This is a genomic window from Burkholderia sp. GbtcB21 (assembly GCF_019091065.1).
Taxonomy (GTDB): domain Bacteria; phylum Pseudomonadota; class Gammaproteobacteria; order Burkholderiales; family Burkholderiaceae; genus Burkholderia; species Burkholderia pyrrocinia_C.
In genome coordinates, this window is sequence record NZ_JAGXKA010000002.1 from 378,387 (window position 1) to 393,661 (window position 15,275).

The window sequence follows — 15,275 nt, forward strand, 5'->3', positions numbered from 1 at the left end:
CTGCGGCAGCGCACCGCCGCATGCCGGACAGCCGCCCGGCCTCCCGCACCGGCGCGGGAGGCTCGCCGCGAAACGCTATCGGCACGATTGAAACTCTCGTTCGGCAACGCAGCAACGGGGCCTTTATAATGCGCGACTGATACCCATCTATGACGGCATCCCGGTCAACCCCGGATCGTACGGCGAGCCCTATCCCGCCCGCCGCGGCCGCCTTTTACGGATTCGCACATGTCCACGCCCAAACACGCCAAAGTCCTGATTCTCGGTTCCGGCCCCGCCGGCTACACGGCTGCCGTCTATGCAGCACGCGCCAACCTGTCCCCGGTGCTGATCACCGGCATCGCGCAGGGCGGCCAGCTGATGACCACGACCGATGTCGAAAACTGGCCGGCAGATGCGAAAGGCGTGCAGGGTCCGGAGCTGATGGCGCGCTTCCTCGAGCACGCCGAGCGCTTCAACACCGAAATCGTCTTCGACCACATCCACACCGCGAAACTGCACGAGCAGCCGATCCGCCTGATCGGCGACTCGGGCGAATACACGTGCGACTCGCTGATCATCGCGACCGGCGCGTCCGCGCAGTATCTCGGCCTGCCGTCCGAGGAAGCGTTCATGGGCAAGGGCGTGTCGGCCTGCGCGACCTGCGACGGCTTCTTCTATCGCGGCCAGGAAGTCGCGGTGATCGGCGGCGGCAACACGGCCGTCGAGGAAGCGCTCTACCTGACGGGCATCGCGAAGAAGGTCACGGTGATCCACCGCCGCGACAAGTTCCGCGCGGAGCCGATCCTGATCGACCGCCTGCTGGAGAAGGAAAAGGAAGGCGTCGTCGACATCAAGTGGGATCACGTGCTCGACGAGGTGACGGGCGCGGATTCGGGCGTCACGGGCCTGCGCATCAAGAACGTGAAGACCGGTGCGAAGGAAGACCTGAACGTGCAGGGCGTGTTCGTCGCGATCGGCCACAAACCGAACACCGACCTGTTCCAGGGCCAGCTCGAGATGAAGGACGGCTACATCCTGACGAAGAGCGGCCTGCACGGCAACGCGACGTCGACGAGCGTGCCGGGCGTGTTCGCCGCGGGCGACGTGCAGGACAACGTGTACCGCCAGGCGATCACGAGCGCGGGCACGGGCTGCATGGCCGCGCTCGACGCGCAGCGCTACCTCGAAAGCCTGCACGACAAGAAGTAAGCCGCAAGCCCTGCCGCGCCGGGCGCTACAATGGCGTCCGCTGCCGCGAAGCGGGCCCGACCGGAAAGCCGCTGCCGCCGCGCAGCGGCTTTTTTTTGCCCGCGCGCCCGAACGCGCCTGCCCTGTTATCGAATCATGGCGAAGAACCAGCCCCATCCGAGCGATCCCGCGAAGCGGCAGATCGCCGCCCGTCCCGCGAACCCCGCGCCGGCCGCCGCGCCGCCCGCGCCCGATCCGGCCGCGTTGCGCGGCCAGGGCCTCGCCGGCCTCGGCGCGCTGCGCAAGTCGCTGCAAGGCGAAGCCGATCGCCGCGAACGCGAGCGCATCGAAACCGCGAAGGCCGAGCGCAAGGCGGAAGCCGACGCGAACCTGTTCCGCAACGAAATCGGCGCGATCCGGCCGCTGAACGCGCCGCCGCGCGCAGCGTCCGGCCGCATGCCGCCCGACCCGGTGCCGAAGCAGACGCAGCGCGACGAGGAAGCCGTGCTGAACGCGACACTGTCCGACGAATTCGATCCCGAAACGCTGCTCGACAGCGACGACTCGCTGTATTACCACCGCCCCGGCATCAGCCGCGACGTGGTGCGCAAGCTGAGGAGCGGCGCGTGGATCGTGCAGGCGCAGCTCGACCTGCACGGGATGCGCCGCGACGAGGCGCGCGACGCGCTTGCCGAATTCATCCGCGAAGCCGGCAAGAAGGGGCTGCGCTGCCTGCGCGTGATCCACGGCAAGGGGCTCGGCTCGATCGGCAAGGAACCCGTGCTGAAAGGCAAGGTGCGCGCGTGGCTCGTGCAGAAGGAAGAAGTGATCGCGTTCTGCGAGGCGCGCGGCATCGACGGCGGCGCGGGCGCGGTGCTCGTGCTGCTGCAGCCACTCGCGGCGCCGGCCGACCGGGGGCCGCGTGCCGCATCCTAGGCTGACGCTCGCGATCGCCGTACTGGAGGCGATCGCCACGCTGGCGTTTGCGATTTCGGGTTTCATCGAGGCACGCAAGAACCGCCTCGACTCGGTCGGCACGTTCGTCGTCGCGCTCGCCACCGCGTTCGGCGGCGGCACGCTGCGCGACATCCTGCTCGAACGCCGGCCGTTCTACTGGGTCGTGCACGACGACTACGTGATCGCGATCTTCGTGCTCGCACTGTTCGCGCCGTTCGTGCTGCGGATGCTGTCGCGACTGTCGGCCGAGCGGCTGCTGCTGGTCGCCGACGCGATCGGGCTCGGCATCTTCAGCATCTCGGGCACGTCGATCGCACTCGACGCCGAAATGCCGCGCTTCATCGCGGTGATGATGGGCGTGATCACCGGCGTGGTCGGCGGGATCATCCGCGACGTGCTGTGCAACGACATCCCGCTGATCCTGCGCGATTCGCGGCCTTACGCGACCTGCGCATTCGTCGGCTGCTGGTTCTACCTGCTGCTCGTGTGGCTGCAGTTCGATTCGGTGTACAGCGTGCTGCTCGCGACCGGCTTCATCCTCGCCGCGCGGCTGGCGACGTTCAAGTTCGACGTGCGGCTGCCGCACTGACTGCCGCCGCAGCGCCAACTTCAGCGCCAGAACAAAAGGGGCCGCTCATTCGAGTCGGCCCCTTCTCCTTCATTCAGCGCGAACGCCGCATCACGCGATCCGTTCTTCCGATGCCGGATCGAACAGCACGGCCTTCGACACGTCGAACAGCAGCGACTGCGTCTGCCCCGGCTGCGGGTTCGCGGCCGGATGCACGCGGCTCACGATGCGCTTGCCGTTCACCTGCGCGAACACGTGCGTGTCCGGCCCGGTCGGCTCGGTCACGTCGACGCGCACGTCGATCGGCTGCAGGCTCGACGCCTCGCCGTTGTGCGCGTTGCGTGCGTCGGTGATGCGCTCCGGACGCAGGCCGAGGATCACTTCGCGGCCGACGTGGCCGTTCATCCGCTTCGCGTCGAACGGCAGCTTCAGCGCGCTGCGCGCGAGGCCCGTGTCGATCTCGAGCGCAATCCCGCTGCCCTGCTCGACCAGCTTGCCGTTGATGAAGTTCATCGGCGGCGCGCCGATGAAGCCGGCAACGAACAGGTTCGACGGCGAATCGTAGATTTCCTGCGGCGCGCCGAATTGCTGGACCACGCCGTCCTTCATCACCGCGATCCGGTCGCCGAGCGTCATTGCCTCGATCTGGTCGTGCGTCACGTAGACGATCGTCGTGCCGAGGCGCTGGTGCAGCAGCTTGATTTCCGCGCGCATCTCGATGCGCAGCTTCGCGTCGAGGTTCGACAGCGGCTCGTCGAACAGGAACAGCGACGGATCGCGCGCGAGCGCACGGCCCATCGCGACGCGCTGGCGCTGGCCGCCCGACAGCTGGCCCGGCTTGCGGTCGAGCAGGTGCTGAATCTGCAGCATCTGCGACACGCGGTCGACGATCTGCTGCTGCTCGTTCTTCGGCACCTTGCGGATGTTCAGGCCGAACGAGATGTTCTCGCGCACCGTCATCGACGGATACAGCGCGTACGACTGGAACACCATTGCGATGTCGCGATCCTTCGGCGACAGGTCGTTGACGACCTTGCCGTCGATGCAGATCTCGCCGCTCGTCACGGTCTCGAGCCCGGCGATCATGTTGAGCAGCGTCGATTTCCCGCAGCCCGAACCGCCGACCAGGATCAGGAACTGTCCGTCCTCGATCTCGATGTCGACACCCTTCAGGACCGGCACCCCGTTCGGGTAGGTCTTGTACACGTCACGGATGGAAAGGCTTGCCATGCTGTGAATCCTCTGTCTCGTCTCGCGCGGCGCTACGGCGCCGCGTCGGGTTCGTTTCGATGCGCCGCGCGACGTGCGCGGCCGGTTCGTCGTATCGGATAAGGCCGCGCCTACCCCTTCACCGCGCCCGCCGTCAGCCCGCGCACGAAGTAGCGGCCGGCGACGATGTAGACGAGCAGCGTCGGCAGCGCGGCGATGATCGCGCCGGCCATGTCGACGTTGTACTCCTTCACGCCCGTCGACGTATTGACGAGGTTGTTCAGCGCCACCGTGATCGGCATCGAATCGACGCCGGAGAACACGATCCCGAACAGGAAGTCGTTCCAGATCTGCGTGAACTGCCAGATCAGGCACACCATGAAGATCGGCAGCGACACGGGCAGCAGGATCTTCGTGAAGATCGTGAAGAAGCCCGCGCCGTCGATGCGTGCGGCCTTCACGAGCTCGGACGGCACGCTCACGTAGAAGTTGCGGAAGAACATCGTCGTGAACGCGATCCCGTACACGACGTGCACGAACACGAGGCCGGGAATCGTATTGGCGAGGCCGAGCATCCCCTGCAGGCGCGCCATCGGCAGCAGGATCACCTGGAACGGGATGAAGCAGCCGACCAGCATCATCGTGAACAGCGCGTCCGCGCCGCGAAAGCGCCAGTGCGTGAGCACGTAGCCGTTGAACGCGCCGATCAGCGACGAGATCAGCACGGCCGGAATCACCATCTGCAGCGAATTCAGGAAGAACGGCTTCATCCCGTCGCAGCGCACGCCGGTACACGCACCGCTCCACGCCTTCACCCAGGGCTCGACGGTCCAGCTGGTGGGCGGCGTCAGCAGGTTGCCGGTGCGCAGCTGGTCGAGGTCCTTGAACGACGTCGACAGCATCACGTAGATCGGGAACAGGAAATACAGCGCGAACAGGATCAGCGCCGCGTAGATCACTGCCCGGCTGATCGTCATCTTAGGCTGCATTGCGGGTGCTCCTCGATTCCATATACATCAGCGGCACCAGCACCGCGACCACGGTCGCGAGCATCATCACCGACGACGCCGCGCCGAGCCCGAGCTGGCCGCGGTTGAACGAAAACGTATACATGAACATCGCCGGCAGCGACGACGACGTGCCCGGGCCGCCCGCCGTCAGCGCGACGACGAGGTCGAAGGTCTTGATCGTGATGTGGCACAGGATCAGCAGCACCGAGAAGAACACCGGCCGCATGCTCGGGATCACGATCTTGCGGTAGATGGTCGGCAGCGTCGCGCCGTCGACCTGCGCTGCCTTGAAGATCTCGGCGTCGACGCCGCGCAGCCCTGCCAGGAACAGCGCCATCACGAAGCCGGTCGACTGCCACACGGCCGCGACCACCACGCAGAAGATCGCCTTGTCCGGATCGTCGAGCCAGCCGAACGAGAAGCTCGTCCAGCCCCAGTCGTGCATCACCTTCTCGAGGCCGAGGCCCGGGTTCAGGATCCACTGCCACGCGGTGCCGGTGACGATGAACGACAGCGCCATCGGGTACAGGAAGATCGCGCGCAGTGCGCCTTCGTTGCGGATCCGCTGGTCGAGCAGGATCGCGAGGAACAGCCCGAGCGCGACGCAGATCGCGATGAACGGAATCCCGAACCAGCCGAGGTTCGCGGCGGAGGTCCACCACACGTCGTTCTGGAACAGGTCCGAGTAACGGCCGAAGCCGTCGAATTCGTAGTTCGGCAACAGTCGCGAGTTGGTCAGCGACAGATAGCCGGTAATCAGGATGAAGCCGTAGATGAACACCACGGCGATCGCGACGCTCGGCGCGAGCACGAGCTTCGGAATCCAGCGATCGGCGAGCGCCGACATCGGCGACGTACGCCGTGCATCGGCACCGCCGGATCCGTTTCCGCTAAGAGGGGCAGCCACTTGATTCGACTCCTGGAACGAGGGCGACGCTGGCCGGGCCGGCGCCGGGTACGGCACGGGCCCGCGGGCGAGCCCGTTTGCTGCACATGCAAAAACGCCCGGCCGATGAAGCGTGTCCGGCCGGGCGCCTGTCGTGCGTTACTTGACCTTCGCGGCCTTCGCGAGCGCGGCGACCGCGCTCTTCGAATCCTGCTGCGAGTTCATGAACTTCGTCACGACGTCCGTGATCGCGCCGGCGGTCGCATCGCTCTGCGCCATCCCGTGCGCGAGCGACGGCACGAAGCCGCCCGACTTGATCGCGGTCTGTTCGTCCGCATACGACTTCTTCGCGCAGTCGTCGAACTTGTCCATCTTCACGCCGAGGCGCACCGGCACCGAGCCCTTCAGCAGGCTGAACTGCTCCTGGAAGTCCGGCGTCATGATCGTCTTCGCGAGCGCGAGCTGGCCCGGCGTCGCGGCCTTGTCGCCCTTCTGCTGGAAGAACACGAACGAGTCGACGTTGAACGTGTACGCATTCGCCGTGCCCGGCACCGCCGCGCAGATGTAGTCCTTGCCCGCCTTCTTGCCCGCGTTCTCGAACTCGCCCTTCGCCCAGTCGCCCATGAACTGCATGCCGGCCTTGCCGTTGATGACCATCGCGGTCGCGAGGTTCCAGTCGCGGCCGTTACGGCCGGTATCGAAGTAGCCCTGGATCTTGCGCACCGTGTCGAACACGGACAGCATCTGCGGCGACGTCAGCGTCGCCTGGTCGAGATCGACCAGCGCCTTCTTGTAGAACGCCGGGCCCTGCGACAGCACGACGTCTTCCCACAGGGTCAGGTCCTGCCACGGCTGGCCGCCCATCGCGACCGGCTGGATGCCCGCGGCCTTCAGCTTGTCGGCCACCGCGAAGAATTCAGGCCAGGTGGTCGGCACCTTCGCGCCGATCTTGTCGAGCGCGGCCTTGTTGATGTACAGCCAGTTCACGCGGTGCACCGAGAACGGCGCGGCAACGGTGTGGCCCTTGTACTTGATGATCTTGTCGATTTCCGGCGGCAGGTTCTGCTTCCAGTCGCCGGCGGCGGAATCGATGTTGACGAGCACGCCCTGGTCGGCCCAGTCCTGGATCAGCGGGCCCTTGATCTGCGCGGCCGACGGTGCGTCGCCGCTGATCACCTTGGTCTTCAGCGCGGTCATCGCCGCGGCGCCGGCGCCGCCCGCGACCGCGAAGTCCTTCCACACGTAGCCCTGCTTCTGCACGTCGTCCTTCAGCACGCCGACGGCCTTCGACTCGCCGCCCGAGGTCCACCAGTGCAGCACCGTTACATTCTCGGCTGCCTGCGCCGCCACGGCGCCAGCCATCAGACCTGCCGCGCAGAGCGCACCCATGATCGAGCGAACTTTCATTACTTATCTCCTCCAGACTGAATCAACTCGTGAGGTTCCCTGACCGGGAACCGGCTTCTTGATAACGACGGGGAAATCGAGCCGCGGGACGCATGCAGCGTACGGGGCCGATGACCGGCCGGGCTCTTACAGAAAGCGTGAATCGAGATTCAACGGCGTGTCTCCTCTTTGTGTTTCTGGCCCGCCGCGATGATGCGACGCGAGCCCGGGGCCAACGGTGCGCGGACGATGCGCGCCGTCAATGTCCGATAACATTCGGCACAAGGCGCTCCCGAAGGCGAAGCTCGCGCAGTTCATCGACCGCACTTCTTTTTTTCTTCACCCAGGTGCTACCCCTTGCGGCGGATTGTAGTTAAACTACAATTCAGTGTCAAAAATATTTTTATCGCACTACGGATTGCTTCCCAGCACCCCAAAACCCGGCGGAGACACATGCATACCGATTCCAGCTTTACCTTCGTACTTTTCGGCGGCACCGGCGATCTGTCGATGCGCAAGATCCTGCCTGCGCTGTTCGAAGCGCATCGTGCGAACATGCTGGCGGAGAGCGGCCGGATCGTCGCCGTGGCGCGGCACGAATCGGATCAGGCGGGTTATCTCGAGTGGGTCGACACGCATGTGAAGCCGCATGCGGTCAAGGCGGCCGGCAAGGCGTTCGACGAAGCCGCGTGGAAGTCCTTTCTCCAGCGCATCGAGTACGTGAAGCTCGATCTCGGCCGCGCGGAAGACTACGTCGTGCTGCGCGACGCGATCGCATCGCTGCCCGGCATCCGCGTGTTCTATCTGGCGACGGGCCCGTCGCTGTTCGTGCCGATCTGCAACGCGCTCGCGTCGGTCGGCCTGAGCGAAGGCTCGCGCATCGTGCTCGAGAAGCCGCTCGGCTACGACCTGCGCTCGTCGAATGCGATCAACGACGCGGTCGGCGAGATCTTCGCGGAAGGCCAGATCTACCGGATCGACCACTACCTCGGCAAGGAGCCGGTGCAGAACCTGCTCGCGCTGCGCTTCGGCAATGCGCTGTTCGAGCCGCTGTGGCGCCGCGAATGGGTCGAGAGCATCCAGATCACGATCGCCGAGGAGCTCGGCGTCGAAGCGCGCGGCGATTTCTACGACAATACCGGCGCGCTGCGCGACATGGTGCAGAACCACCTGCTGCAGCTGCTGTCGATCGTCGCGATGGAGCCGCCGCACTCGATGGATTCCGACTCGGTGCGCGACGAGAAGCTGCGCGTGCTGCGCGCGCTGAAGCCGGTCGATCCGCGCGAGATCGGCAAGGTTGCCGTGCGCGGCCAGTATCATGCGGGCGTGATCAAGGGCGCGCAGGTGCCGGCCTACGCGACCGAGCCGGGCGTGAAGCCCGACAGCCAGACCGAAACCTTCGTCGCGCTGAAGGTCGAGATCGAGAACTGGCGCTGGGCCGGCGTGCCGTTCTTCCTGCGCACCGGCAAGCGTCTCGCCGATCGTGTCGCGGAGATCGTCGTCAACTTCCGCCCGGTGCCGCACTCGGCGCTCGGGCCGACCGCGCTGCGTCCCGGTTCGAACCGCCTCGTGATCCGGCTGCAGCCGAACGAGACGATCCGCCTGTACTGCCTCGCGAAGCAGCCCGGCGAAGGGATGAACCTCGCGAGCGTGCACCTCGACCTCGCGTTCGACCGGTTCTTCAAGGAAGGGCAGATGGAGGCGTACCAGCGCCTGCTGCTCGACGTGATCAACGGCCGGCTCGCGCTGTTCGTGCGGCGCGACGAACAGGAAGCCGCATGGCGCTGGGTCGAGCCGATCCTGAACGAATGGGCACGCTCGCTGAAGCCGCCGAAGCCGTACGCGGCGGGCACGTGGGGGCCGGCCGCGGCGAGCGCGATGCTCGCGCAGCACGACACCTGCTGGCTCGAAGAAGAAAACTGATGCAGGCCGTTGCCGCGCGCGTGACCGCGTGCGGCAACGTGCCCCACGATTCGTACGATTTGAACATACAAAGCAGTCCGGAGGAGATGTGATCGAGATCCACGCTTTCGACACCCAGGAAGCGCAAAGCGAAGCGCTCGCGCGCGCCGTCGGCGACGCGCTGCGCGCCGCGCTCGCCGGCCCCGCGCGCCCGACGCTCGCGGTGTCCGGCGGCACGAGCCCGCGCCCGTTCCTGCAAACGCTGTCGCATGCGGCGCTCGACTGGGCCGGCGTCGACGTGACGCTGGTCGACGACCGCTGGGTGCCGGAAAACGACGCGGCCAGCAACGCGCACCTCGTACGCGACACGCTGCTGCAGCACGCGGCGGCCCCTGCCCGCTTCCTGCCGCTCGTCGACACGCGCGCCACGCTCGACGCGCACGTCGCCGCGCTGAACGCGAACGCCGACTACCGCGTGCCGAACGTCGCGGTGCTCGGCATGGGCGAAGACGGCCACACCGCGTCGATCTTCGCCGACGCGCCCGAATGGGACCACGCGATCGCGACGCCCGAGCGTTTCGTCGCCGTGCATCCGGGCGCCGCGCCGCATGCGCGCGTGAGCTTTTCGCTCGATGCGCTCAAGCGCGTCGACCGGCTGTTCCTGCTGATCGCGGGCCCCGCCAAGCGCGCCGTGCTCGACGCCGCGGCCGCGTCGCTGCAGAAGAACGCGATTTCCCAACTGGCCAACGACAAGGGGACCCAGCTCGATGTCTACTGGTGCGCAAACTAAGGCGGTCGTCGCGGGTCAGCATGCCGACGGCCCGCGCCTGCTCGCGGACGTCGGCGGCACCAACGCGCGCTTCGCGCTGGAAACCGGCCCGGGCGAGATCACGCAGATCCGCGTATATCCCGGCGCCGACTATCCGACGATCACCGACGCGATCCGCAAGTACCTGAAGGACGTGAAGATCAGCCGCGTGAACCACGCGGCGATCGCGATCGCCAATCCGGTCGACGGCGACCAGGTCACGATGACCAACCACGACTGGAGCTTCTCGATCGAGGCGACGCGCCGTGCGCTCGGCTTCGACACGCTGCTCGTCGTCAACGATTTCACCGCGCTCGCGATGGCGCTGCCGGGCCTGACCGACGCGCAGCGCGTGCAGGTCGGCGGCGGCACGCGCCGCCAGAACAGCGTGATCGGGCTGCTCGGGCCCGGCACGGGGCTCGGCGTGTCGGGGCTGATCCCGGCCGACGACCGCTGGATCGCGCTCGGCAGCGAGGGCGGCCACGCGTCGTTCGCGCCGCAGGACGAGCGCGAGGACCTGGTGCTGCAATACGCGCGCAAGAAGTTTCCGCACGTGTCGTTCGAGCGCGTGTGCGCGGGCCCCGGCATGGAGATCATCTATCGCGCGCTCGCCGCGCGCGACAAGAAGCGCGTCGCCGCAAGCGTCGACACGGTCGAGATCGTCGAGCGCGCGCATGCGGGCGAAGCGCTCGCGCTCGAGACGGTCGAATGCTTCTGCGGGATTCTCGGCGCGTTCGCCGGCAGCGTCGCGCTGACGCTCGGCGCGCTCGGCGGCGTGTACATCGGCGGCGGCGTCGCGCTGAAGCTCGGCGAACTGTTCACGCGCTCGTCGTTCCGCGCGCGCTTCGAGGCGAAGGGCCGCTTCACGCACTATCTCGAGAACATCCCGACCTACCTGATCACCGCCGAATACCCGGCGTTCCTCGGTGTATCGGCGATCCTCGCGGAGCAGCTGTCGAACCGCTCGGGCGGCGCGTCGTCGGCCGTGTTCGAGCGGATCCGCCAGATGCGCGATGCGCTGACGCCGGCCGAGCGCCGCGTCGCCGATCTCGCGCTGAACCATCCGCGCTCGATCATCAACGATCCGATCGTCGACATCGCGCGCAAGGCCGACGTGAGCCAGCCGACCGTGATCCGCTTCTGCCGCTCGCTCGGCTGCCAGGGGCTGTCGGACTTCAAGCTGAAGCTCGCCACCGGCCTCACCGGCACGATCCCGATGAGCCACAGCCAGGTGCATCTCGGCGACACGGCCACCGACTTCGGCGCGAAGGTGCTCGACAACACGGTGTCGGCGATCCTGCAGTTGCGCGAGCACCTGAACTTCGAGCATGTCGAGAACGCGATCGAGATCCTGAACGGCGCGCGGCGCATCGAGTTCTACGGGCTCGGCAACTCGAATATCGTCGCGCAGGACGCGCACTACAAGTTCTTCCGCTTCGGGATTCCGACGATCGCGTACGGCGACCTGTACATGCAGGCCGCGTCGGCCGCGCTGCTCGGCAAGGGCGACGTGATCGTCGCGGTGTCGAAGTCGGGGCGTGCGCCCGAGCTGCTGCGCGTGCTCGACGTCGCGATGCAGGCCGGCGCGAAGGTGATCGCGATCACGTCGAGCAACACGCCGCTCGCGAAGCGCGCGACCGTCGCGCTCGAAACCGACCATATCGAGATGCGCGAGTCGCAGCTGTCGATGATCTCGCGGATCCTGCATCTGCTGATGATCGACATCCTCGCGGTCGGCGTCGCGATCCGCCGCGCGTCGCCGAACGGCGAACTGCCCGAGGCCGTCGCGCAGGCGAAGGCGCGCGCGAGCGACGACGAAACGGCCGACGTGCTCGACTGGCTGAGCCACGGCGCGTCGCCGGCGGCGAAGGACGTCGCGCGGGATTGATGCACGGCGCGGCGTCAGCCGCTTCGCGCACCCCAAGAAAAAACGCCACCGGCGCATCGCGCACGGTGGCGTTTTTCTTTGTGCCGCCCGGCTGCGCCGGTTCAGGCGCCCGCTTTCACCGGCCGCCCGTGCCAGCGCAGCACGAGGAAGCGTCCGGCCAGACACAGCACGCCCGTGACGCCGATCGTCACGCCCATCGCGAACGGCGTGCCGTCCGCGAGTGCGCCGATCGCGACGCTCGCGAGCGCGCCGAGCGCGAGCTGCATCGCGCCGAACACGGCGGCCGACGCGCCCGCGTTGTGCGGATAGCGATGCATGAGGTCGGTCGTGCAGTTCGCGGACAGGATCCCGACCACGCCGACGACGAAGAACAGGCACACGACGATCGACCACAGCCCGCCCCACCCGGTCAGCGCGACGAGCGCGACCGCGAGCGACGCGATGCAGCTCACGAGCGACGCGGCCGCGATGATGCGCAGCGAGCCGACGCGGCCGACGAGCCGCGTGTTCGCGAAGTTGCCGATCATGATCCCGACGACGTTCAGGCCGAACAGCAGCCCGTAGTGCTGCGGCGACACGTGGAAATACTCGATGTACACGAACGGCGTCGCGGTGATGTACGAGAACATCGACGCGAATGCCATCCCGCCGCACAGCATGTGCCCCCATGCGACGGGGTCGGACAGGATGCGCCCGTACGACGCGAACGACGCGAGCACGGCCGTGCTCTTGCGCCGCTCCTTCGGCCAGGTTTCGGGCACGCGCAAGTACGCGGTCGCCGCGCACACCGCGCCGAACACGGCCAGCACGACGAACACGCCGCGCCAGCCCGAGAAGCGCAGGATCTGGCCGCCGATCAGCGGCGCGAGCAGCGGCCCGACCGCGGTGACGATCGCGACCATCGACAGCACCTTCGCCGCGTCGCTCGGCTCGTGCGCGTCGCGCGCGATCGCGCGTGCCAGCACCGACGCGGCGCCGGCGCCGAGCGCCTGCAGGAAGCGCACGACGATCAGCATGTCGATCGAGCCCGACACGAAGCAGCCGATGCTCGCGAGCGTGAACAGCGCGATGCCGCCGAGCAGCACGGGCCGGCGGCCCCACGTGTCGGACAGCGGGCCGTACAGCAGCATGCCGATCGAGAAGCCGGCCATGAAGCTCGTCAGCGTGCGCTGCGCGGCGCCGGGGCTGACGGAGAAGCCGTCGGCGATCGACGGCAGGCTCGGCAGGTACATGTCGGTGGCGATCGGCCCGCAGGCGGCGAGCGCGCCGAGCAACAGGATCAGCCGGGCATCGGGCCGGCGCCGGACGACGTGAGACATGGGTATCCGGAATGGAGCCCGCGCACATCGGGGCGCGCGTGGCGGTGAAGACGGGAGGCCGCGCCGCGGACGGCGCGCTCGGGCCCATGATTGTACGCGCAACTTTTTTGCGTGCTGCGGGCCGCGTGCGGCAGCAGGCCGGGAAACACCGGCGCGGCGCCCGTCTCGCTGGATCGCGGGATCGCGCGCGGATTCGATTAAGCTTGCTGCTGCCTGCTTCTCTTGTCTGACCAATTTGACGCACGACCGAACCGATGACCGCTTTCCTGCTGATCTGGAGCCCCAAGAAATGGCCATGGCCCGAGCTGCCCGACGTCGCCGCGCGCGTGAAGGCCGGCGAGGCCGTGCATGACGTGTGGGGCTGCGGCTTCGCGCGCGGCATCCTGCCGGGCGACCGCGTATTCCTGCACCGCGTCGCGAAGGAGCCCAAGGGCGTGTTCGGCTCCGGCTACGTGACGCGCGCGCCGTACGAGGTGCCCGATCCGTCGACGAAGCGCGGTTACCGGCTGTGCATCGACTTCGTGTACGACTGGCTGGTCGACGCGCACCAGGACGTCGTGATCGCGCGCGACGCGCTGCGCGTCCACCCGTACTCGGTGCAGACCTGGGATGCGCAGAGCTCCGGCACGTCGATCAAGCCGATGGTCGAAGGCCCGCTCGAGAAGCGTTGGGCGGAGCTGACCGGCAAGCGCAAGCCGCCGCGATAACCGGGCCGATCGCCGGGACAAATCGGGCCCGCCTTTCCAGTCCGCGTGCCGAAAGGCCGCAGACCGTCTCGCGGGCCCGCCGCGCGCGTCTCCGGTACAATCAGACGATCGTTCCGCCCAGGCGCCGCGGCCCGTGCACAGGCCCCCGCGCCCTTCTCTCGCAGGTTTCGCCCATGTCCAACAATCAGATCCTCTTCGAACGCGCCCAGAAGACCATTCCCGGCGGCGTCAACTCGCCGGTGCGCGCATTCCGTTCGGTCGGCGGCACGCCGCGTTTCGTCGCGCGCGCGCAAGGCCCGTATTTCTGGGATGCCGACGGCAAGCAATACATCGACTACATCGGCTCGTGGGGCCCGATGATCGTCGGCCACGTCCATCCGGAAGTGCTGTCGGCCGTGCAGAACGTGCTGGCCGACGGCTTCTCGTTCGGCGCGCCGACCGAGGCCGAGATCGAGATCGCCGAGGAAATCTGCAAGCTCGTGCCGTCGATCGAGCAGGTGCGGATGGTGTCGAGCGGCACCGAGGCCACGATGAGCGCACTGCGTCTCGCGCGCGGCTTCACGGGCCGCAGCCGCATCGTCAAGTTCGAGGGCTGCTACCACGGCCACGCGGACAGCCTGCTCGTGAAGGCCGGCTCCGGCCTGCTGACGTTCGGCAACCCGACGTCGGCCGGCGTGCCCGCCGACATCGCGAAACACACGACCGTCCTCGAATACAACAACGTCGCCGCGCTCGAGGAAGCGTTCGGCGCGTTCGGCGACGAGATCGCCGCGGTGATCGTCGAGCCGGTGGCCGGCAACATGAACCTCGTGCGCGGCACGCCCGAATTCCTGAATGCGCTGCGCGCGCTGTGCACGAAGCACGGCGCCGTGCTGATCTTCGACGAGGTGATGTGCGGGTTCCGCGTCGCGCTCGGCGGCGCACAGGCGTACTACGGGGTCGCGGCCGACCTCACCTGCCTCGGCAAGGTGATCGGCGGCGGGATGCCGGCCGCCGCGTTCGGCGGCCGCCGCGACATCATGGCCCACCTCGCGCCGCTCGGCGGCGTCTACCAGGCCGGCACGCTGTCGGGCAACCCGATCGCGGTCGCCGCGGGCCTGAAGACGCTGCAGCTGATCCAGGCGCCGGGCTTCTACGACGCGCTCACCGCGCAGACGAAGCGTCTCGCCGACGGCCTCGCGGCCGAAGCGCGCGCGGCCGGCGTGCCGTTCGCGGCCGACTCGATCGGCGCGATGTTCGGCCTCTACTTCGCGGAGCGCGTGCCGACCAGCTTCGCGGAAGTCACGAAGAGCGACACCGAGCGCTTCAACCGCTTCTTCCACCTGATGCTCGACGAGGGCGTGTACTTCGCGCCGTCCGCGTACGAGGCAGGTTTCGTGTCGAGCACGCACGACGACGCGGTGATCGACGCGACGCTCGCGGCCGCGCGCCGCGCGTTCGCGGCACTCGCCGCCTGACCCGGGGC

The 15,275-nt window shown here is 67.6% G+C and carries 13 protein-coding genes; 8 read left to right on the forward strand and 5 right to left on the reverse strand.

Going from position 1 to position 15,275, the window contains the following annotated elements; all coding sequences use genetic code 11:
- The first annotated feature begins 228 nt into the window (after positions 1-228).
- The 3 genes from trxB (at position 229) to KVT39_RS06040 (ending at position 2,716) form a co-directional block, all read left to right on the forward strand.
- Positions 229-1,191 carry a thioredoxin-disulfide reductase gene (gene trxB, locus KVT39_RS06030; RefSeq protein WP_152855479.1) on the forward strand — a complete coding sequence of 321 codons (963 nt, stop codon included), beginning with the start codon at positions 229-231 and terminating at the stop codon, positions 1,189-1,191.
- Positions 1,192-1,326: 135 nt separating this feature from the next.
- Positions 1,327-2,106 carry a Smr/MutS family protein gene (locus tag KVT39_RS06035; RefSeq protein ID WP_034182962.1) on the forward strand — a complete coding sequence of 260 codons (780 nt, stop codon included), beginning with the start codon at positions 1,327-1,329 and terminating at the stop codon, positions 2,104-2,106.
- The gene (locus KVT39_RS06040; RefSeq protein WP_034182961.1) at positions 2,093-2,716 is read left to right on the forward strand and encodes a trimeric intracellular cation channel family protein; all 624 of its coding nucleotides are present in this window, start codon (positions 2,093-2,095) and stop codon (positions 2,714-2,716) included. The genes KVT39_RS06035 and KVT39_RS06040 overlap by 14 nt, the downstream gene beginning before the upstream one ends.
- A gap of 90 nt (positions 2,717-2,806) precedes the next feature.
- Here the strand turns inward: KVT39_RS06040 and KVT39_RS06045 are convergent, their stop codons facing one another.
- The 4 genes from KVT39_RS06045 to KVT39_RS06060 form a co-directional block, all read right to left on the reverse strand.
- Positions 2,807-3,925, reverse strand: coding sequence for an ABC transporter ATP-binding protein (locus tag KVT39_RS06045; protein ID WP_105393440.1), 1,119 nt, complete (start codon positions 3,923-3,925; stop codon positions 2,807-2,809).
- A 110-nt stretch (positions 3,926-4,035) separates the two neighbouring features.
- Positions 4,036-4,893, reverse strand: coding sequence for a carbohydrate ABC transporter permease (locus tag KVT39_RS06050; RefSeq protein WP_072436117.1), 858 nt, complete (start codon positions 4,891-4,893; stop codon positions 4,036-4,038).
- On the reverse strand, positions 4,883-5,821 hold the full coding sequence (locus KVT39_RS06055; protein ID WP_034182958.1) for a carbohydrate ABC transporter permease: 939 nt from the start codon (positions 5,819-5,821) through the stop codon (positions 4,883-4,885). Before KVT39_RS06055 ends, KVT39_RS06050 begins: the two co-directional genes overlap by 11 nt.
- 138 nt (positions 5,822-5,959) lie before the next feature.
- Entirely contained in the window at positions 5,960-7,207 is a 1,248-nt protein-coding gene (locus tag KVT39_RS06060; protein ID WP_034182957.1) for an ABC transporter substrate-binding protein, read from the reverse strand.
- 432 nt (positions 7,208-7,639) lie between these two features.
- Between KVT39_RS06060 and zwf the strand changes: the two genes are divergently transcribed.
- The 3 genes from zwf to KVT39_RS06075 all read left to right on the forward strand — a co-directional run bounded on the left by zwf (position 7,640) and on the right by KVT39_RS06075 (position 11,784).
- Positions 7,640-9,109 (forward strand): glucose-6-phosphate dehydrogenase, encoded by a 1,470-nt coding sequence (zwf, locus tag KVT39_RS06065; protein WP_034182956.1) that lies wholly within the window; start codon positions 7,640-7,642, stop codon positions 9,107-9,109.
- Between the two features lie 88 nt (positions 9,110-9,197).
- Complete coding sequence (pgl, locus tag KVT39_RS06070; protein WP_175748790.1) at positions 9,198-9,878, forward strand: 6-phosphogluconolactonase; 681 nt, start codon at positions 9,198-9,200, stop codon at positions 9,876-9,878.
- Positions 9,856-11,784 (forward strand): bifunctional transcriptional regulator/glucokinase, encoded by a 1,929-nt coding sequence (locus KVT39_RS06075; RefSeq protein WP_034182954.1) that lies wholly within the window; start codon positions 9,856-9,858, stop codon positions 11,782-11,784. Before pgl ends, KVT39_RS06075 begins: the two co-directional genes overlap by 23 nt.
- Positions 11,785-11,885: 101 nt before the next feature.
- Here the strand turns inward: KVT39_RS06075 and KVT39_RS06080 are convergent, their stop codons facing one another.
- Positions 11,886-13,103 carry a Bcr/CflA family multidrug efflux MFS transporter gene (locus KVT39_RS06080; RefSeq protein WP_034182953.1) on the reverse strand — a complete coding sequence of 406 codons (1,218 nt, stop codon included), beginning with the start codon at positions 13,101-13,103 and terminating at the stop codon, positions 11,886-11,888.
- Between the two features lie 254 nt (positions 13,104-13,357).
- On the opposite strand from KVT39_RS06080, the gene KVT39_RS06085 reads away from it, so the two are divergent.
- A complete protein-coding gene (locus tag KVT39_RS06085; RefSeq protein WP_034182952.1) occupies positions 13,358-13,810 on the forward strand; it encodes a hypothetical protein in 453 nt (150 codons plus the stop codon).
- Between the two features lie 173 nt (positions 13,811-13,983).
- Entirely contained in the window at positions 13,984-15,267 is a 1,284-nt protein-coding gene (gene hemL, locus KVT39_RS06090) for a glutamate-1-semialdehyde 2,1-aminomutase (protein WP_217588143.1), read from the forward strand.
- The last annotated feature ends 8 nt before the right edge of the window (positions 15,268-15,275 follow it).